This window comes from Micromonospora sp. NPDC001898 (assembly GCF_042891255.1).
Taxonomy (GTDB): Bacteria; Actinomycetota; Actinomycetes; order Mycobacteriales; family Micromonosporaceae; genus Micromonospora.
In genome coordinates this window covers 163,439-181,108 of the sequence record NZ_JBIATC010000008.1, presented here as the reverse complement: position 1 = coordinate 181,108, position 17,670 = coordinate 163,439, and the positions used below count along the sequence as shown (strand labels likewise).

The window sequence follows — 17,670 nt, the reverse complement described above, 5'->3', positions numbered from 1 at the left end:
CCCCGCCGGCCTGGCCACCGGCGCCTTCCTCCGGGTGCTGGCGGTCGACGACGAGCCGCCGGCGCTGGACGAGCTGGCGTACCACCTGCGGGCCGACCCCCGGGTGGCCCGGCTGCACACGGCCGGGGACGCCACGGAGGCGCTGCGGGTGCTCCGCGACGGCGACGTGGACGTGGTCTTCCTGGACATCCGGATGCCCGGGCTGGACGGCATGGAGCTGGCCCGGGTGCTGCGCCGCTTCGCCCGGCCCCCGGCGATCGTCTTCGTCACCGCGTACGACGACGGCGCGGTGGACGCCTTCGACCTCGGCGCGACGGACTACGTGCGCAAGCCGGTGCTGGCCGAGCGGCTGGCCGAGTCGCTGCGCCGGGTGGTCGGCTCCCGCGTGGTGCCGGCGCACCCGGCGGCGCTGGCCCGGGCGGAGGATGACCCGACGATCCCGGTCGAGCTGGCCGGCACCACCCGGATGCTGCCCCGCTCGGCGGTGCGCTGGGTGGAGGCGCAGGGCGACTATGCCCGGTTGCACACCGCCGACGGTTCGCACCTGGTCCGGGTCTCGCTGGCCACCCTCGCCGAGCGCTGGGCGGACGCGGGATTCGTGCGCATCCACCGGTCGTACCTGGTGCAGTTGAAGCTGATCGCCGAGCTGCGCCTGGTCAACTCCGGCTACGTCGTGGTGCTCGACGGCACGGAGCTGCCGGTGAGCCGGCGGCACACCAGGGAGCTGAAGGACAAGCTGGTCCGTGCCGCCAAGCAGGACTGGAACCGCTGAGCCGGGAACAACCGGAACCCTGTCGTACGTTGTACGGTAGACGTACGACTCCCGGGAGGCCACCGTGACCGCCATGGACCACACCGCCGACACCCACCGCACCACCGAAGCGGGCCGCAGCTCCGACCTGGACCGCACCGTCGTCATCGAACCCGGCGGCTTCGACCCCGGCGCCGAGTTCGACCGGCAGGTCGCCAATCTCGTCCGCCTCGGCTACCCGGCCATCGCCGGCTGGACCGTCGACCGGTTCACCGAGCTGGTCACGCCGCTGCGGGCCGCCGCCGTGGCCGGCGCAGCCGAGCTGCCCCCGCCCACCGAGGCGCGGGTGCCGTTCCTACTCGTGGTCACCCGCGACCTCGTGCCCGTGCCGGACCGCCTCGCGCTGACCACCCTCGCCGGCAAGCGCAGGCCCGGCTTCCTCGACAAGAACTTTCCCCTGGCAGACCTGCCGGGGTTCGAGCCGGTCAAGGAGCTGGAGCTGCCGGCCGGGCCGGCGTACCTGCTCTTCGACGTCGACCGGGGGGAGGAGTTCCGCAACGTGACCCCCGCCGCCGCCGTGGACGCGATGGCCGCCCGGGACCGGCTGCCGATCACCATCGACGAGGGGATCGCCCTCGTCACGCAGTTCCCGGCCGCGCTGGCGAGCAACCGGTGCTTCTCGTTGGTCGGGTCCCGCTGCGGCGACCGGCGGGTGCCGGCGCTGTGGATCAGCCAGGGCGCGCCGAAGCTCGGCTGGTGCTGGCACGGCAACCCGCACACCTGGCTCGGCTCCGCCTCCGCCCGCCCCGAACGGATCGGCCTGGACTGAGGTGCCGGAAGCGGGCGACGTTCACCGCCACGCGGCGCAGTCACACCACCGGCGACGTTTTTCCCGATGACGCATCGATCATCGCTCACCTATCCTGCTGCTACCGATTCCGGCACGGGGGCAGGGTCGGTGCGGGCGGAGCCTGCCGTGGACGCCCCCACCCCCTCACGTTTGGACGCAGATGCGCCTTCCCCTCACACGTCGCGCCGCCCTCGCGGGCGTCGTCGTCGGTGCCGTCGTGCTGTCCGGGGCGACCCCGGCGCTGGCGGCGGAGACCGGCACGGTCAGCGGGCGGCTGACCACCAGCAGCGGAGCCGGGGCCCCCGAGGTTCCGGTCCAGGTGTACCCCAGCGGCAGCTACGAGCCAGCCGACTGGACCTACACCGACAGCGACGGCAACTGGACCGTCACCGGCCTGGACGCCGGCCGGTACGTCGTCGGCTTCACCCCGCAGGAGCACCCGGAGCAGTACTACCGGCAGAAGTCGGATCGGCAGGACGCCGACGAGGTGACCGTCGCCGCCGGGGAGACGGCCACCGCCGACGACCAGCTCCTGCCGACCGGCTTCCTGACCGGACGGATCACCGACACGGCGGGCCAACCGGTCGCCGACTTCCTCGTCAACGCCAACGAGGTCGACACCTACAAGTGGGCCGGCGGACGGACCGACGCCGACGGCCGGTACCGGTTCGCCGCCCTGCCCGGCCGGTACCTGATCTCCTTCGATCCGATCGAGGGCGTCTACCAGACGCAGTACGTGCCGGGGAAGATCGACCGGGAAGACGCCGGCCAGTTCGAGGTCACCTCCGGCGCGGACACCGTGGTCGACGAGACGGTGCTGCCGACCGGCAGCCTCTCCGGCCGGTTCACCACCACGTCCGGCGCGCCGCTGACCTCCGCCGAGGTCTCGGTGACCACCGTCAACCAGTACAGCGGGGCCAACACACAGACCGACGCGACGGGTGCCTTCACGGTCCCGACGCTGCTCGCCGGCTCGTACAAGGTGCGCTTCACCAAGGGTGACCGGGAGCAGTACCACCGGGGCAAGCTCGACCACGAGAGCGCAGCCGTGGTGGTGGTGCGGGGCGGTAGGCAGACCAGCATCGAGGACAGCCTCCTCGGCACCGGGTCGGTGCGGATCTCCGCGGTGGACTCGGTCACCGGCGCGCCGGTGGCCAGGTTCTGCGTCAGCTCCAACTCCAACGATATTTGCAGCAGCACCGGCCAGGCCACCCTCACCGGCCTGCCGCAGGGCCGGCACGACCTCTTCCTGTACGCCCCGAACAAATCGCACTTCTCCCGGGAACTCGCCGACGTCCGGGTGATCGCCAACCAGACCACCGCGCTCGCCCCGAAGCTGCGCCCGGGGGCCGTCATCACCACCACCGTCGTCGACCGGGCCACCGGCGCACCGCTGGCCGGCGTCTGCGTCAACGCCTTCCTGAACAAGCAGGCCGCCCTGACCGACGGGCACGACAGGTGCAGCGACCACACCGGCAGCATCCGGGTCGGACCGCTCACGGGCGGGACGTACCGGCTCTTCGCCGACCCGGGCGGCGACTCGGAGTACGGCCGGCAGTGGGTGGGAGCCACGGGCGGCACCGGCGACGAACGGCAGGCTGCGACGGTCAGCGCGGCCGCGGGCGCGGTGAGCGCCGGGCCGCAGGTCCAGCTGGACCGGGCGGGCAGGGTCAGCGGCACGGTGACCGACTCGGTGACCGGCGAACCCGTCCAGGACGTCGACGTGTCCGTGCTGACCGGTCACCCCGGGGTGGGCGTCAGCGACGTGACGACGGACGAGAACGGCCGGTACACCCTCGGCCGGCTCGGCCCGTACGCCTGGCCGCTGGTGTTCAGCAAGAACCCGTACGGAACCCACTGGTCGGGGAACGCGGTCAGCAGGTTCGCCGCCACCCCGGTGACGGTGACCGTCGGCGGCACCGCCACCCATGACACCGCCATGCGTCGGGGCAGCACGGTGAACGGCACGTTCACCAACCAGGACGCCGTGGCGTTCCGCGACGGCTGGGTGATCGCCCGCAGCGCGGACACCGGGGACGTGGCTGGCTCGGGCTGGCTCTCCGACGGCCGGTTCACCATTCAGGTGAGCGGCCGGCAGCGGATCTACTTCACCTACGACGTGACCTTCACGGACGGGCAGGAACACTCCGGCCGGTACCTGGTGACGGGGGAGGACGGTACCCGCAGGCTGGCGCTGTTCACCGTGCCGGCCACCGGCACGCTCGCCGTGAACCTGGTCGTCCCGACGAGCTGAGCGGGCACGTCGCGGGGCCGGTGGCACGCTGCCACCGGCCCCGCTCCGCGTCACCAACACATCACCCACCGCATTGTCCACCGGGTTATCCACAGGTGTGGAGAGTTCTCCACAGGTTGTTCACAACGCGCCCCACCGATCTCCACGGCCCCTGCCTACAGTCACGTCCCATGAGGGAACGCAGGGTGCTGGTGGTCGAGGACGAGCGGACGATCGCCGAGTCGGTCGCCACCCGGCTGCGGGCCGAGGGCTTCACGGTGGAGATCGCCGGGGACGGGCCCACCGCCGTGGACCAGTTCCGGACGTGGCGGCCCGATCTCGTCGTCCTCGACGTCATGCTGCCGGGCTTCGACGGCCTGGAGGTGTGCCGGCGGATCCAGGGCGACCGGCCGGTGCCCGTCCTCATGCTCACCGCCCGCGACGACGAGACCGACCTGCTCGTGGGGCTGGCCGTCGGGGCGGACGACTACCTCACCAAGCCGTTCTCGATGCGGGAGTTGGCCGCCCGGGTGCACGTGCTGCTGCGCCGGGTCGAGCGGGCGGCTGCCGCCGGGCCCTCGACGCTGACGGTAGGCGATGTCGAGATCAACCAGGCCGAGCGCCGGGTGCTTCGCGACGGCGCCGAGGTGCACCTGACCCCCACCGAGTTCGACCTGCTGGTGCACCTCGCCGGCCGGCCGCGCGCGGTGCTGCCCCGGGAGCGACTGCTCGCCGACGTGTGGGGTTGGGCGGAGGGCGGCAGCACCCGGACGGTCGACAGCCACGTGAAGGCACTGCGCCGCAAGCTCGGCGCGGACCTGATCCGCACCGTGCACGGCGTCGGCTACGCGCTGGAGACACAGTCGTGACCGAGCGCCTCGTGACGTGGCTGAACCGGGTGCTTCCCCGGCCGCTCGACCCGGTCCGCTCGATCAAGGTGAAGCTGGGCGTCCTGCTGGTCACCTCGGGCGCCGCCGGCCTGTCCTACTTCTGGTACGCCATCGGCTGGCTGCCCCCGATGACCTCGGCGACGGCGATCGGCCTGGCCCTGATCACCTCGCAGGTGCTCGCGCACGGGATGACCTCCCCGCTGCGGGAGATGACGACGGCGGCCGGTGCGATGGCGCGGGGCGACTACTCCCGGCGGGTCCGGGCCACCTCCCGCGACGAGGTCGGCGAGTTGGCCCAGGCGTTCAACAAGATGGCCGCCGACCTCGCCGCGGCCGACCAGCGCCGGCGGGAGCTGATCGCGAACGTCTCGCACGAGTTGCGTACGCCGATCACCGCGCTACGGGGGGTGCTGGAGAACCTGGTCGACGGCGTCGCCCCGACCGAACCCGCCGCGCTGCGCACCGCGCTGGCCCAGACCGAGCGGCTCAGTTACCTCGTCGCCGACCTGCTCGACCTGTCCCGGCTGGACGCCGGGGTGGTGCCGCTGCGCCGGACGCAGATCGACGTCGCCGACTTCCTCGACGAGGCCGTGGAACACGCGGCGGCGACCGCCGCCGGGGTCGGGCGGGACGTCCGCTTCCGGCTCGACCCGCTGCCGGCCCCGCTGACCGTGTACGCGGACCCGGCGCGGCTGCACCAGGTCTTCGCCAACCTGTTGGACAACGCCGCCCGGCACAGCCCGGCGGGCGGAACGGTGCTGGTCGGGGCGGAGGAGCGGGGCGGCCACCTGCACTTCGAGGTCACCGACGAGGGCGAGGGCATCCCGGTCGACGAGCGCTCCCGGGTGTTCGAGCGGTTCACCCGGGGCGACCGGTCGCGGGGCGGCGGGACCGGGCTGGGCCTGGCGATCGCACGCTGGGTGGTGGAGCTGCATGGCGGTGCCATCGCCGTCCTGGACCCCGACCTGCCCCACCCGAGCGCCCACCCCGGCTGTTGCATCCGGGTGTCCCTCCCCCACCCCACGCACCCCTGACCCTCCCCCACCCCACGCACCCCTGACCCTCCTCTCCTCCCTCCTTACCTCTCCCTCGGTGTCGATCAAGGAGTTGCGGTGCCCGACATGAGCGACAAATCAGTAGACGTACCTCAGCACGAGTCCATGATCGACGGGAAAGCGGCGATCGGAACCGGGCAGCGGGTCGTGGTGGCGGGCGGCGGGGGGCAGGCCGCCCCCGGGACGCCGCAGCCAGGAGGGCCGCCGCAAGCAGGGGTGCCGCCGCAGCCAGGAGTGCGTCCCCAGGCAGGAGCGCCGCCCCAGGCAGGGGTGTGGCCCCGGCCGCCGTCCCTTCTTGAGCGGCGGTGGCCCGGGCCGCACGGCCCGGCCCGGCCCGTGGTGCTCGGCGCGGTGGCCGTGGCCGCCGGGGTGGCGGCGTTCTTCGTCCCCTTCGACCGACCCGGGCTCGGCTGGCTGGTGGCGGTGCTCGCCGCGACCGCCGCGCTCGTCACGGCCGGTACGGGACGCCGGGACCCCGCACCGGACGGCTCGACGCCCGGCCCGGCGTCCGATCCACCGCCCGGCACGATGGTCCTTCCGGAGGCGACTGCCGGCACCGACGTCTCCCCCGAGAGGACCGCCCGACCCGGGGCGGCCGCCGGGTCCGCCGCCCGTCCCGACGCCACGGGGGCGCCGGGGCGGGCGGCGGATCAGGCCCCGGGCCGGGCACCGGACCGGGCGGAAGGCCGGGCGCCGAGGCGGGCACCGGACCGGCTGGTCTGGGCCGTCGCCACCATCGCGCTCGTCTCGGTCGGGTACGTCCGGGCGGCCGGCTGGCTCTTCGTGCTCTGCCTGCTCGGCGCCGTGGTCACCGGCGTCCTCGCCGTGGCGGGTGGCCGGACGCCGCTGGGCATGCTCACGGCCGCTTGGATCACCCCGGCGGCCCCGTTCCGGGCGCTCCCCTGGGCGGGACGCGGGCTGCCCCGGTCCGGCCCCGGCGGGTCGACGGTCGGGCGCGGCCTCGCCACCGTCGCCGCCTCGGTGGCGCTGCTGCTCGTCTTCGGCCTGCTCTTCTCCTCGGCCGACGCGGTCTTCGCCGACCTGGTGACGGGCCTGCTGCCCGAGGTGTCGGTGGGCGCGACGCTCGGCTGGCTGTTCCGCTGCGCGCTGATCGGCGGTGGCCTGCTCGGCGCGGCGTACCTGCTGGCGGCGCCCGCCGACCTGGACGGGCTGCGGGCCGCCCCGGCCCGGCCCGTGCGCCGGCTGGAGTGGGTGGTGCCGCTGGCCCTGCTCGACGCGCTGTTCGCCGCGTTCGTACTGGTGCAGCTCACGGTGCTGTTCGGCGGCTCCGCCCACGTGCTGCGCACCGCCGGCCTCAGCTACGCCCAGTACGGCCGCGGCGGCTTCTGGCAGCTCCTGGCGGTCGCCGCCCTCACCCTGCTGGTGATCGCCGGAGCCACCCGCTGGGCACCGCGGACCACCCGGGCCGACCGGATCCTGTTCCGGCTCCTGCTCGGCACGCTCACCGCGCTCAGCCTGGTCGTGGTCGTCTCGGCGCTGCACCGGATGCAGGTGTACGCCGACGCGTACGGGGCGACCCGGCTGCGGCTGGTGGTGGCCGCCGTCGAGCTGTGGCTCGGGGTGCTGTTCGTCCTGGTCGGCGTGGCCGTGGTGCGCCTGCGGGCCACCTGGCTGCCGCCGCTGGTGGTGGGTACGGCGGTGCTCGCCCTGCTCGGGTTGGCGGCCGTCAACCCGGACCGGTTGATCGCCGAGCGCAACGTCGACCGGTACCGGCTGACCGGAATGATCGACGTGCGGTACGCCTCCCGGCTCTCCGCCGACGCGGTGCCGGCGCTGGACCGGCTGCCCGAGCCGCTGCGCTCCTGCGCGCTGCGGAACATCGCCCTCGATCTGCCGGTCGACCACGTCCGGACAGCCAACCTGGGCCGGGCGGCGGCCCGTGACCTGCTGGACCTGTCGCCGACAGGTGCGACGGCCCTGAGCTGCCCCACCTTTCCGCCACGGGTGCGGTGAGGCCCGTGCCGCGGACGGCCCGATGGACAGCGGCCCCGTGCGGCGGACGGCCACCCCGAGGACGAGCCGGACATGAGAAGACCGTGGCCCTGAGCGTCCGCACGAACGCCCTTGACAATCCCGCCGATCGGGCGAGACTGCCGGGGTGGCCGCACCTGACGATCCCGTACCGCCACCCCGGGCCCCGGGCCCGGCCGGGTCACCGGTCACCCCGACCGAGACCTCGGGCCGGATGCCGGTCGCGCCGGGCCGGACCCGGGTCGTGCTGGCCGAGGTGTCCCGCCGGGAGCCCGACGCGGACCGGGCCCGGGCCGAGCTGGCCCAGCAGACCCGGGTGGGGGAGGCCCTGGTCCGGGGGCTGGTCCGGGCCCAGCTCGCGTTGGCGCTGCGGCTGAGCCTGGTGGTGCTGATCGGGCTGGGCGGCCTGCCCTTGCTGTTCGCCATCGCGCCGGCGGTCGGCCGGGTCACCGTGTTCGGGGTGAACCTGCCCTGGCTGCTGCTGGGGGTGGCGTCCTTCCCGTTCCTGATCGCGGTCGGCTGGGCGTACGTGCGGCTGGCGGAGCGCAACGAGCAGGACTTCACCGACCTGGTCCAGCGGCCGGAGCGCTGAGATGGGCAACGGGTACGTCGTCCCGGCGATCGTCGCGGTGACCCTGGTCACCGTCGGAATCGGCTTCTACGGGCTGCGGCTGGCCCGCACCACCTCCGACTTCCTGGTCGCCTCCCGCTCGGTCAGCCCGACCTGGAACGCCGCCGCGATCGGCGGGGAGTACCTGTCGGCGGCGAGCTTCCTCGGCGTGGCCGGGCTGATCCTCAAGTACGGCGTGGACGTGCTCTGGTACCCGGTCGGCTTCGCCGCCGGCTATCTTGCGCTGCTGCTGTTCGTGGCCGCGCCGCTGCGCCGGTCCGGCGCGTTCACCCTGCCGGACTTCTGCGAGCTGCGGCTCGGCTCGCGCCGGCTGCGCACCCTGGCCACCGTGTTCGTGATCTTCATCGGCTGGCTGTACCTGGTGCCGCAGCTCCAGGGGGCGGGGCTGACCCTGGCCACGCTGACCGGCGCGGCGTACCCGGTCGGGGCGGTGCTGGTGGCGGTGGTGGTCACCGCGAACGTCGCGCTGGGCGGGATGCGGGCGATCACCTTCGTCCAGGCGTTCCAGTACTGGCTGAAGCTCACCGCGCTCGCCGTACCCGCGATCTTCCTGGTGTTGCAGTGGCAGGCCGACGCCCGACCGGCGGTGACCCCGCCCGACGGGCCGGCGTTCCGGACCGCGACCACCGTCGTGGTCGAGCACCGGGCGACCCTCACCTTCCCCGACGGCGACGCCCGGGAGGTACGCCCCGGCGACCGTCTCGACTTCGCGGCCGGCGACCCGGTGCCGCAGGTCTCCGGCACGGCCACCGAAGCCGCCGACTGGCTGCTGCCGGACACCGCCGGGGACGATGACCGGGGGCTGTTCGCCACGTACTCGCTGATCCTGGCCACGTTCCTGGGCACCATGGGGCTGCCGCACGTGCTCGTCCGGTTCTACACCAACCCGGACGGCGCGGCGGCCCGACGCACGACCCTGGTGGTGCTGGCCCTGGTGGGCGTGTTCTACCTGCTGCCCACCCTGTACGGGGTGCTGGGCCGGATCTACACCCCGCAACTGCTGGTCACCGGGCAGACCGACGCGGTGGTGGTGCTGCTGCCCGGGGCGGCGCTCGGGGACGGCACGACCGGCCGGCTGCTCGCCGCGCTGGTCGCCGCCGGGGCGTTCGCCGCGTTCCTGTCCACCTCGTCCGGGCTGCTCACCAGCGTGGCCGGGGTGATCTCCACGGACGTGCTGGGGCGCGGCTCGGTACGCGGCTTCCGGCTGGCCACGGTGATCGCGGGCGGGGTGCCGACGGTGCTCGCGCTGAACGTCTCGGGGTTGGACGTCTCCCAGGTGGTGGGGCTGGCCTTCGCGGTCGCCGCGTCCAGCTTCTGCCCGCTGCTGGTGCTGGGCATCTGGTGGCGCGGCCTGACCGACGTGGGCGCCGCCGCCGGGGTGCTGGTGGGCGGCGGTGCGGCCGTCGGGGCGGTGCTGCTGACGGTGCTCGGGCCGCCGCTGTCCGGCTGGCCGGCCACGCTCACCACGCAGCCGGCCGCCTGGACCGTCCCGCTCGCCTTCACGGTCATGGTCGCGGTGTCGACGGCGACCCGTCGCCGGCTCCCCGCCGACCTCGCCGGCACCATGCTCCGCCTGCACTCCCCCGAGGCGCTCCGCGCCGAGGGAAGGTCCTCTTCCTGACGTCCGGGGGCGTGTTTCCCCTGGCCGGCCCGGTCAGCCGTGCGCCGGACCCGCCTCCTGCCACAGGAGGAGGCCAGGCTCGTCCCGTGGCGGGAGCGATCACTCGTCCCGGCCGGATACGGTCGGACCATGACTGATGAGCACCCCGCGCTCGCGCTGCGTGGCCTCGCCAAGCGGTTCGACGGCAAGGTGGCGGTGGCCCACGTCGACCTCGACGTCCCGGCCGGCTCGTTCTACGGGCTGCTCGGCCCGAACGGCGCCGGCAAGACCACCACCCTGTCCATGGCGGTCGGGCTGCTCCGCCCGGATGCGGGCGGCGCGTGGGTGCTCGGGCACGACGTGTGGGCCGACCCGGTCCGGGCGAAGCAGCTCCTCGGTGTGATGCCGGACGGTGTGCGGCTGTTCGACCGGCTCAGCGGGGCGGAGCTGCTGGCGTACCACGGTCTGCTGCGCGGCATGGACCCGGCGGTGGTCGACCAGCGGGCGGCGGAGCTGCTCGACGTGCTCGCCCTCGGCGACGCCGGCCGGACCCTGGTGGTGGACTACTCCGCCGGCATGAAGAAGAAGATCGGCCTGGCCTGCGCGCTGCTGCACGGGCCCCGGCTGCTGGTGCTCGACGAGCCGTTCGAGGCGGTCGACCCGGTGTCCGCGGCGCTGATCCGGGACATCCTGCACCGGTACGTCGTCGGCGGCGGGACGGTGGTCTTCTCCAGTCACGTGATGGAGGTCGTGGAGCGGCTCTGCTCACACGTGGCGATCCTCGCCGAGGGGACGATCAAGCAGCTCGGCACCCTCGACCAGGTGCGCGGCGACCGCTCGCTGGAGGACGTGTTCGTCGAGGTGGTCGGCGGGCGCACCGCGACGGGCGAGGAGCTGGCGTGGCTGTCGCGGTGACCGCGCCCGCCGAGCGGGCCCGACCGGTCTCGGCCCGGCACTTCGTGCGGCTCAAGCTGCGGGTGATGGGCAACAACTTCCGTGGCCAGGGCTGGCGGATCGCCATGTTCGTGGGCGGCGTGGTCGCCGGGCTCTGGTTCGCCGCCACCGGGTTCTTTCTGCTGGCCGCGCCCGGGCTGGCCGGCGAGCCGAAGTACGCGCTGATGGTCGCCGCGTTCGGCGGGGGCCTGCTGGTGCTCGGCTGGCTGCTGCTGCCGCTGGTCTTCTTCGGCGTGGACGAGACGCTCGACCCGGCCCGGTTCGCCCTGCTGCCGCTGACCCGGCGCACCCTGGTCACCGGGCTGCTCGCCGCCGCGCTGGTCAGCGTCCCGACGGTGGCGGTGCTGATCGCGACCCTCGGGCTGGTGCTCACCGCCGGCATGCTGGGCGGGTGGGCGGCGGCGCTGGTCGGGGCCGTCGGGGTGGCCGCCGGGGTGGTCCTCTGCGTCGCCGCGAGCCGGGCGGTGACCAGCGCGTTCGCCACGATGCTGCGGTCGCGGAGGGTACGTGACCTGGCGGCCGTGCTGCTCGCGGTGCTCGCCGCGCTGCTGGGCCCGTTGCAGCTCGTGGTGTTGGCCGCCGTGCGGCAGGCCGACTGGGACCGGCTGGCCGGGGTGGCCCGCATCGTCGGCTGGACCCCGTTCGGCGCCCCGTGGACGGTCGGCATCGACGTGGCCGAGGGGCGGGCATGGGCGGCCCCGCTGAAGCTGCTGATCACCGCGGCGGCCATCGGGGCGCTGCTGTGGTGGTGGTCCCGGTCGCTGGAGTCGGCGATGGTGGGGGCGGCCGGCGGGGGCACGACGAAGGCCCGCGGCGGCCCGGTCGGCGGCGCGGTGGCACAGCTCTTCCCCCGGGCTCTCGGCTGGGCCCGGCGGGACCGGTTCGGCGCGCTGGTCGCGCGGGAGTGCCGCTACTGGTGGCGGGACGCCCGGCGGCGGGCCAACCTGATCACGATCGCGGTGATCGGGATCTTCGTGCCGGTGATGGTCAACTTCGGCGGGACGAGCTTCTCGACGGAGAGCGGGATGGAGTTCGCCGCCCCGAACTCCTCCCCGGTGCTGGCCAGCCTCTCGGTGATCTTCGTCGGGGTGCTCGCCTCGGTCACCCTGGCCAACCAGTTCGGCTTCGACGGCAGCGCGTACGCGGCGAACGTCGTCGCCGGGGTGCCGGGCCGGCTGGAGCTGCGCGCCCGGGCAGCGGCGTTCTCGGTGTACGTGCTGCCGATCCTGGCCGTCGTCGCAGTTGTGCTGGCGGTGGTGCTGGGCCGGCCGGCGTGGCTGGGCCTGCTGGCCGGCACCCTGCTCGCCTCGTACGGGGTGGGGCTGGCGATCAACGCGCTCATCTCGGTGCTGGGGGCGTACTCGCTGCCGGAGACGAGCAACCCGTTCGCGATGAACAGCGGGGCCGGGTTGGCGAAGGGCCTCCTCACCCTGCTGTCGATGATCGGCTCGGCGGTCGCCGCGGTGCCGATGGTGGTCGCGGCAGCGCTGCTCGGCGACGTCTGGCTCTGGCTGGCCCTGCCGCTGGGCCTCGCGTACGGGCTGGGCGCGGCGCTGCTCGGGACGTACCTGGCCGGGGACCTGCTCGACCGGCGGGCCCCGGAGCTGCTGACGGCCGTCACCCCTCGCCGCTGACGGCCCGTCCCCGCCCGGCGGCACCGGGCAACGACGACGCGGGCACGCGGGTCAGCGGCGGCGCGGGCACACGGGTCAGCGACGACGCGGGCACACGGGTCAGCGGCGACGCAGGAAGGCGTAGAGGAACTGGTTGCGGCTGAGGTCGGTGATGTTGACCAGCTCCCACCCGAACTGGGACAGGTACTCGACGCCCTCCATCAGCCGGGTGACGCCGCTGTTCGTCATGCCGGGGCGGGCGAGCAGGGCGAGGTGCCGGTGCGGGTACGCCCGCAGGTCCACCTCGTTGCGGGCCAGTGCGTCGACGTCGACGATGCGGGTCTGGGCGAGCTTCTGCGGAGTCATGGGGGCCATGCCGGCACGATAGGGCCCCCGCGCACCCGCCGCCGGCCGTCCTCATGGTGGGGGCCGGCCGGCAGATGGTGGGGCCGGCCGGCAGCGGACTCGCCGAGCTTGGCGGGCGGCGGCACAATGGGCCGATGCCCGTCGTCGAGTCGGTGATCATCGTTCCGGTGCCGCCCGAGCTGGCCTTCGCGGTGTCGCAGACCGTCGCGCCGGTGCGCTACCGCTGGGACCCGTTCGTCCGCGAGCAGCACTTCACCGACGGGGCCACCCGCCCCGGCAAGGGCGTGCGCACCTTCACCCGGTCCCGCCACGGCCTGATCATGGTCAGCGAGTACGTCTCCTTCGCACCGCCGAGCCACGTCGGGATGAAGATGGTCCGGGGCCCGTGGTTCTTCGAGATGTTCGCGGGCGGGTGGCGGTTCGCGCCCGGCCCGGAGCCGGGCACGGCGGTCGCCACCTGGCGGTACAGCTTCCGCTGCCGGCCGGCATTCCTGCGCCCGGTCGCCGACCGGGTCGGGGTGTGGCTGCTGGGCCGGGACATCCGCCGCCGGATCGCCGGGTACGCGACCGGCTGCACCGACCCGGAGGTCCTGGCCGCCGCCCGCCGCTCCCTCACCACCGACGAGTGAGTTTCCTTGATCGTCTGTCGAAAAATGAGCCGCGCACGGCCTGTCGTACTCCGTTCTCAGCAGACGATCACGAGTGCCCGGACCTCGCCCCCTGGCCAGCTCGCGCAGCTCTGCGGCCACGCGCGCCCGGTCGGCCTGCGGGACGGTTCCTGGGTTGGGCGCGCGCCAGGGGCGGCACAATGTTTCACGTGAATCATCAGCCGGGTGCCGAGATCCACCACACCGATCCGTTCGCCGTACCCTCCGGGCAGAAGTCCCCGGCCCGTCGCCTGCGGGGCCGCCTCGCGGCTCCGGTGACGCTCTGGACCGCGCCCGGCCCGGCCGGCCTGACGGTGTCGTCCACGCTGGTCGCCGAGGGCGAGCCGGACCGGCTGCTCGGCCTGGTCGACCCGGAGTCGGACCTGTGGGCGGCGGTCGAGGAGGCGGGACGGTTCGCGGTCGCGCCGCTGGGCCCGGCGCACCGGCAGCTCGCCGACCGGTTCGCCGGCCTGTTCCCGTCGCCGGGCGGCCTCTTCGCCACCGGCGGCTGGGTCGACACGGAGTACGGCCCGGTCCCCGCCGACGCCGGCGGCTGGACCGGTTGCCGGCTCGACACCGCCCGCGAGTACGGCTGGGCGCTGCTGGTCGAGGCCACCATCGAGGCCGTCGCCCTGACCGAGGAGACCACCCCACTCCTGCACTACCGGGGCCGGTACCACGAGCTGACCTGAGCGGCAGGGCCGTGTCGGCGACGCGGGCGGGGAGGTCGCTACTCCGCCGCGTGGGGTCGGCCACCGGCCAACCGACCGACCACCGGTCACCGGAGTGACGTGCGTCACTCGGCGCAGGCAGGCGACCGTTCGGCGCAGTGAGCGACCGGGGTCGATCCACGTCTTCCCAGGTGAGGAGCGCGGTTCCTACCGTGCGGAAAACTCCCCACGCCTGTGAAGGTGGTGATCCACAGATGTCCACGGACACACCCGCGCCGGACGCGCCGTCGCCGGCCGCGCCGGGGACGGCGACCTCGGCCGCGTCCGCCGCTGACCGGTATCTCGCCGTGCAGCGGTCGGACGAGTTCGTCGGGTTGCGTCGCGCGCTGCGCGGCTTCGTCTTCCCGATGACCGTCGCGTTCTTCCTCTGGTACGCGCTCTACGTGATCCTGTCCGCGTACGCACGGGACTTCATGGGCACGCGGCTGTTCGGCAGCCACATCAACGTGGCCCTGGTCTTCGGGCTGCTCCAGTTCGTCTCGACGTTCCTCATCGCCTGGCTCTACTCCCGGTTCGCCGACCGGCGGCTCGACCCCGTCGCCGACCGGATCCGCAACGAGATCGGGGAGGTGAGGCATGAACACGGTCCTCGCGGCTGAGGCGGGCAGCGGCACCGCCCGCAACCTGACCATCACCCTGTTCCTGGTCTTCGTGGCGATCACCCTCGCCATCACCGTCTGGGCGAGCCGGCAGACCAAGACGGCCACCGACTTCTACGCCGGTGGCCGGTCCTTCTCCGGCTTCCAGAACGGCATGGCGATCGGCGGCGACTACATGTCGGCGGCGTCCTTCCTCGGCATCGCCGGCATCATCGCCCTCTACGGCTACGACGGCTTCCTGTACTCGATCGGCTTCCTGGTCGCCTGGCTGGTGGCGCTGCTGCTCGTCGCCGAACTGCTGCGCAACTCGGGCCGGTACACGATGGCGGACGTGCTGGCGTTCCGGATGCGGCAGCGCCCGGTCCGGACGGCGGCGGCGGTCTCCACGATCACCGTGTCGATCTTCTACCTGCTGGCCCAGATGGTCGGCGCGGGCGCGCTGGTGGCGCTGCTGCTCGGCATCAAGCCCGGCACCACGTTCCTCGGCATGGACGCCGACACCGCCAAGATCGCCACGATCGTCATGGTCGGCGCCCTGATGATCATCTACGTCACCGTGGGCGGCATGAAGGGCACCACGTACGTCCAGATCGTCAAGGCGTTCCTGCTGATGACCGGCGCGCTCGTGATGACCCTGCTGGTGCTGGCGAAGTACAACTTCAACCTGTCGACGCTGCTCGGCGACGCCGCCGCGTCCTCCGGCAAGGGCAGCGCCTTCCTGGAACCGGGCCTGCGGTACGGCGTCGAGGTGGCCGGCAACGCGACGCAGACGTTCTACAACAAGGTCGACCTGCTCTCGCTCGGCATCGCGCTGGTGCTCGGCACGGCCGGCCTGCCACACATCCTGATCCGCTTCTACACCGTGCCGACCGCGAAGGCGGCCCGCAAGAGCGTGCTCTGGGCCATCGGCATCATCGGCGCGTTCTACCTGCTCACCCTCGCCCTGGGCTTCGGCGCGGCGGCACTGGTCGGCGGCAAGGACATCGTCGCTCAGGACAAGGCCGGCAACACCGCCGCGCCGCAGCTCGCCGAGGCCCTGGGCAAGGAGTTCTTCGGCGGCGACCTCGGCGGGGCGACCCTGCTGGCGATCATCGCGGCGGTCGCCTTCGCCACCATCCTGGCGGTGGTCGCCGGGCTCACCCTGGCCTCGTCGTCCAGCCTCGCGCACGACTTCTACGCCAACGTGGTCAAGAAGGGGCAGGCGTCGGAACGCCAGGAGGTCCGGGTGGCCCGGCTCTCGGCCCTGGTCATCGGCGCGGTGTCGATCGCCCTGTCGATTTACGCGCAGAGCCTGAACGTGGCCTTCCTGGTGGCACTGGCGTTCGCGGTGGCCGCCTCGGGCAACCTGCCCGCGATCCTCTACAGCCTGTTCTGGAGGCGGTTCAACACCTCCGGCGCGGTCTGGTCGATCTACGGCGGCCTGCTCGCCGCAGTGCTGCTGGTGTTCTTCTCGCCGGTGGTGTCCGGGGCACCGACCTCGATGTTCCCGGGCCACGACTGGCACTGGTTCCCGCTGTCCAACCCGGGCATCCTCTCCATCCCGTTCGGCTTCCTGTGCGGATGGATCGGCACCGTGATCTCGAAGGAGCACGACGAGGAGAAGTACGCGGAACTGGAGGTGCGGGCACTCACCGGCGCCGGCGCGCACTGAGTCGGACCCGCTCGGCACCGCACCCGCCGAGCTGTCGAGGGGGCCCCCGCCACGCCCGAGGCGTTGGCAGGGGGCCCCTTCTCACCTCTGTAGGCTGGCCCTATGAAGGTCGCTCCGCGCTTCGGCCCCGGTCACCGTGTCCTCGTCACCGGCGGCGCCGGCTTCGTGCCGTCGCACCTGGTGGACTCCCTCGTCACCCGCGGCTGCACAGTGGTGGTGCTGGACAACTTCGTCACCGGCTCCAAGGACAACGTCGCCCACCTGCTGGAGAAGCCGACCTTCACGCTGGTCGAGGCGGACATCTCCGACGGGCTGCCGACCCACCACCCGGCGCTGGCCGAGCGGTTCGACGCGATCCTGCACATGGCCTCCCCGGCCAGCCCCACGGACTTCGCCACCCTTCCGGTGGAGATCCTCCGGGTCGGCTCGGTGGGCACCCTGCACCTGCTGGACCGCGCGGTCGCCGACGGGGCCCGGTTCCTGATGGCCTCCACCTCCGAGGCGTACGGGGACCCGAAGGAGCACCCGCAGCGCGAGACGTACTGGGGCAACGTCAACCCGATCGGCGTGCGCAGCGTCTACGACGAGGCGAAGCGGTTCTCCGAGGCGGCCACGATGGCGTACCACCGGTACCGGGGGCTGGACGCCGCAATCGTGCGGATCTTCAACACGTACGGCCCGCGGATGCGGCCGGACGACGGCCGGGCCATCCCGACGTTCATCTCGCAGGCGCTGCGCGGCGAGCCGATCACGGTGCACGGTACGGGCAACCAGACCCGGTCGATCTGCTACGTCGAGGACCTGGTGCGCGGCATCCTGCTGCTGCTCGACTCGACCGAGACCGGCCCGGTCAACTGCGGCACCGAGCACGAGCTGACGATGCGGCAACTCGCCGAGTTGATCGTGTCGCTCTCCGGAAGCGAGTCGCAGGTGACGTACGTCACCCGGGCCGCCGACGACCCGGAGATGCGCCGGCCGGACCTCACCCTCGCCCGTGAACTGCTCGGATACGAGCCGTCGGTGGCGCCCGAGGACGGCCTCCGACGCACCATCGAGCACTTCCGCGAGCGGCTAGGGTAACCGCCCGACGGGCCACGCCCCGCCGGG

Annotated in this window: 16 protein-coding genes; 15 read left to right on the top strand and 1 reads right to left on the bottom strand. The window is 73.3% G+C overall.

Translation table 11 applies throughout. The annotated features are described in order from the left end of the window. Nucleotides 1-10: 10 nt before the first annotated feature. The 10 genes from ACFYZF_RS19515 to ACFYZF_RS19470 all read left to right on the top strand — a co-directional run bounded on the left by ACFYZF_RS19515 (nt 11) and on the right by ACFYZF_RS19470 (nt 12,590). The gene (locus ACFYZF_RS19515; RefSeq protein ID WP_387022797.1) at nt 11-772 is read left to right on the top strand and encodes a LytR/AlgR family response regulator transcription factor; all 762 of its coding nucleotides are present in this window, start codon (nt 11-13) and stop codon (nt 770-772) included. 73 nt (nt 773-845) lie between these two features. After that, on the top strand, nt 846-1,580 hold the full coding sequence (locus ACFYZF_RS19510; protein WP_387022795.1) for a DUF5701 family protein: 735 nt from the start codon (nt 846-848) through the stop codon (nt 1,578-1,580). Nucleotides 1,581-1,761: 181 nt separating this feature from the next. Then, the gene (locus ACFYZF_RS19505) at nt 1,762-3,855 is read left to right on the top strand and encodes a carboxypeptidase regulatory-like domain-containing protein (RefSeq protein WP_387022579.1); all 2,094 of its coding nucleotides are present in this window, start codon (nt 1,762-1,764) and stop codon (nt 3,853-3,855) included. Nucleotides 3,856-4,025: 170 nt separating this feature from the next. Beyond that, nucleotides 4,026-4,703: a response regulator transcription factor gene (locus ACFYZF_RS19500; RefSeq protein ID WP_387022576.1), complete on the top strand. Its 678-nt coding sequence runs from the start codon at nt 4,026-4,028 to the stop codon at nt 4,701-4,703. Continuing rightward, on the top strand, nt 4,700-5,758 hold the full coding sequence (locus tag ACFYZF_RS19495; protein ID WP_387022573.1) for a sensor histidine kinase: 1,059 nt from the start codon (nt 4,700-4,702) through the stop codon (nt 5,756-5,758). The genes ACFYZF_RS19500 and ACFYZF_RS19495 overlap by 4 nt, the downstream gene beginning before the upstream one ends. Before the next feature lie 126 nt (nt 5,759-5,884). After that, nucleotides 5,885-7,753: a DUF4153 domain-containing protein gene (locus ACFYZF_RS19490; RefSeq protein WP_387022570.1), complete on the top strand. Its 1,869-nt coding sequence runs from the start codon at nt 5,885-5,887 to the stop codon at nt 7,751-7,753. Between the two features lie 232 nt (nt 7,754-7,985). After that, complete coding sequence (locus ACFYZF_RS19485) at nt 7,986-8,363, top strand: DUF485 domain-containing protein (protein ID WP_387022793.1); 378 nt, start codon at nt 7,986-7,988, stop codon at nt 8,361-8,363. A gap of 1 nt (nt 8,364) precedes the next feature. Continuing rightward, nucleotides 8,365-10,023, top strand: a complete 1,659-nt coding sequence (locus tag ACFYZF_RS19480; RefSeq protein WP_387022567.1) for a cation acetate symporter — start codon at nt 8,365-8,367, stop codon at nt 10,021-10,023. 129 nt (nt 10,024-10,152) lie between these two features. Then, on the top strand, nt 10,153-10,917 hold the full coding sequence (locus tag ACFYZF_RS19475) for an ABC transporter ATP-binding protein (protein ID WP_387022565.1): 765 nt from the start codon (nt 10,153-10,155) through the stop codon (nt 10,915-10,917). Continuing rightward, nucleotides 10,902-12,590 carry an ABC transporter permease gene (locus ACFYZF_RS19470; RefSeq protein WP_387022562.1) on the top strand — a complete coding sequence of 563 codons (1,689 nt, stop codon included), beginning with the start codon at nt 10,902-10,904 and terminating at the stop codon, nt 12,588-12,590. Before ACFYZF_RS19475 ends, ACFYZF_RS19470 begins: the two co-directional genes overlap by 16 nt. Nucleotides 12,591-12,689: 99 nt before the next feature. Here ACFYZF_RS19470 and ACFYZF_RS19465 read toward each other — a convergent pair whose 3' ends face one another. Further along, entirely contained in the window at nt 12,690-12,944 is a 255-nt protein-coding gene (locus ACFYZF_RS19465) for a hypothetical protein (RefSeq protein WP_387022559.1), read from the bottom strand. Nucleotides 12,945-13,069: 125 nt separating this feature from the next. Between ACFYZF_RS19465 and ACFYZF_RS19460 the strand changes: the two genes are divergently transcribed. The 5 genes from ACFYZF_RS19460 (at nt 13,070) to ACFYZF_RS19440 (ending at nt 17,643) form a co-directional block, all read left to right on the top strand. Next, nucleotides 13,070-13,564 (top strand): SRPBCC family protein, encoded by a 495-nt coding sequence (locus tag ACFYZF_RS19460; RefSeq protein WP_387022556.1) that lies wholly within the window; start codon nt 13,070-13,072, stop codon nt 13,562-13,564. 110 nt (nt 13,565-13,674) lie between these two features. After that, nucleotides 13,675-14,274, top strand: a complete 600-nt coding sequence (locus ACFYZF_RS19455; protein ID WP_387022791.1) for a flavin reductase family protein — start codon at nt 13,675-13,677, stop codon at nt 14,272-14,274. 233 nt (nt 14,275-14,507) lie between these two features. Next, the gene (locus ACFYZF_RS19450) at nt 14,508-14,912 is read left to right on the top strand and encodes a DUF485 domain-containing protein (protein ID WP_387022554.1); all 405 of its coding nucleotides are present in this window, start codon (nt 14,508-14,510) and stop codon (nt 14,910-14,912) included. After that, a complete protein-coding gene (locus tag ACFYZF_RS19445) occupies nt 14,890-16,563 on the top strand; it encodes a cation acetate symporter (protein WP_387022551.1) in 1,674 nt (557 codons plus the stop codon). Before ACFYZF_RS19450 ends, ACFYZF_RS19445 begins: the two co-directional genes overlap by 23 nt. A gap of 102 nt (nt 16,564-16,665) precedes the next feature. Continuing rightward, entirely contained in the window at nt 16,666-17,643 is a 978-nt protein-coding gene (locus tag ACFYZF_RS19440) for an NAD-dependent epimerase/dehydratase family protein (protein ID WP_387022548.1), read from the top strand. Nucleotides 17,644-17,670 lie beyond the last annotated feature (27 nt).

Excerpts from the sequence above, each read along its gene's own strand:
- ACFYZF_RS19510 (WP_387022795.1), top strand. The coding sequence starts at position 846 with ATGGACCACACCGCCGACACCCACCGCACCACCGAAGCGGGCCGCAGC.
- ACFYZF_RS19505 (WP_387022579.1), top strand. The coding sequence starts at position 1,762 with ATGCGCCTTCCCCTCACACGTCGCGCCGCCCTCGCGGGCGTCGTCGTC.
- ACFYZF_RS19500 (WP_387022576.1), top strand. The coding sequence starts at position 4,026 with ATGAGGGAACGCAGGGTGCTGGTGGTCGAGGACGAGCGGACGATCGCC.
- ACFYZF_RS19490 (WP_387022570.1), top strand. The coding sequence starts at position 5,885 with ATGATCGACGGGAAAGCGGCGATCGGAACCGGGCAGCGGGTCGTGGTG.
- ACFYZF_RS19485 (WP_387022793.1), top strand. The coding sequence starts at position 7,986 with ATGCCGGTCGCGCCGGGCCGGACCCGGGTCGTGCTGGCCGAGGTGTCC.
- ACFYZF_RS19480 (WP_387022567.1), top strand. The coding sequence starts at position 8,365 with ATGGGCAACGGGTACGTCGTCCCGGCGATCGTCGCGGTGACCCTGGTC.
- ACFYZF_RS19475 (WP_387022565.1), top strand. The coding sequence starts at position 10,153 with ATGACTGATGAGCACCCCGCGCTCGCGCTGCGTGGCCTCGCCAAGCGG.
- ACFYZF_RS19465 (WP_387022559.1), bottom strand. The coding sequence starts at position 12,944 with ATGGCCCCCATGACTCCGCAGAAGCTCGCCCAGACCCGCATCGTCGAC.
- ACFYZF_RS19460 (WP_387022556.1), top strand. The coding sequence starts at position 13,070 with ATGCCCGTCGTCGAGTCGGTGATCATCGTTCCGGTGCCGCCCGAGCTG.
- ACFYZF_RS19450 (WP_387022554.1), top strand. The coding sequence starts at position 14,508 with ATGTCCACGGACACACCCGCGCCGGACGCGCCGTCGCCGGCCGCGCCG.
- ACFYZF_RS19445 (WP_387022551.1), top strand. The coding sequence starts at position 14,890 with ATGAACACGGTCCTCGCGGCTGAGGCGGGCAGCGGCACCGCCCGCAAC.
- ACFYZF_RS19440 (WP_387022548.1), top strand. The coding sequence starts at position 16,666 with ATGAAGGTCGCTCCGCGCTTCGGCCCCGGTCACCGTGTCCTCGTCACC.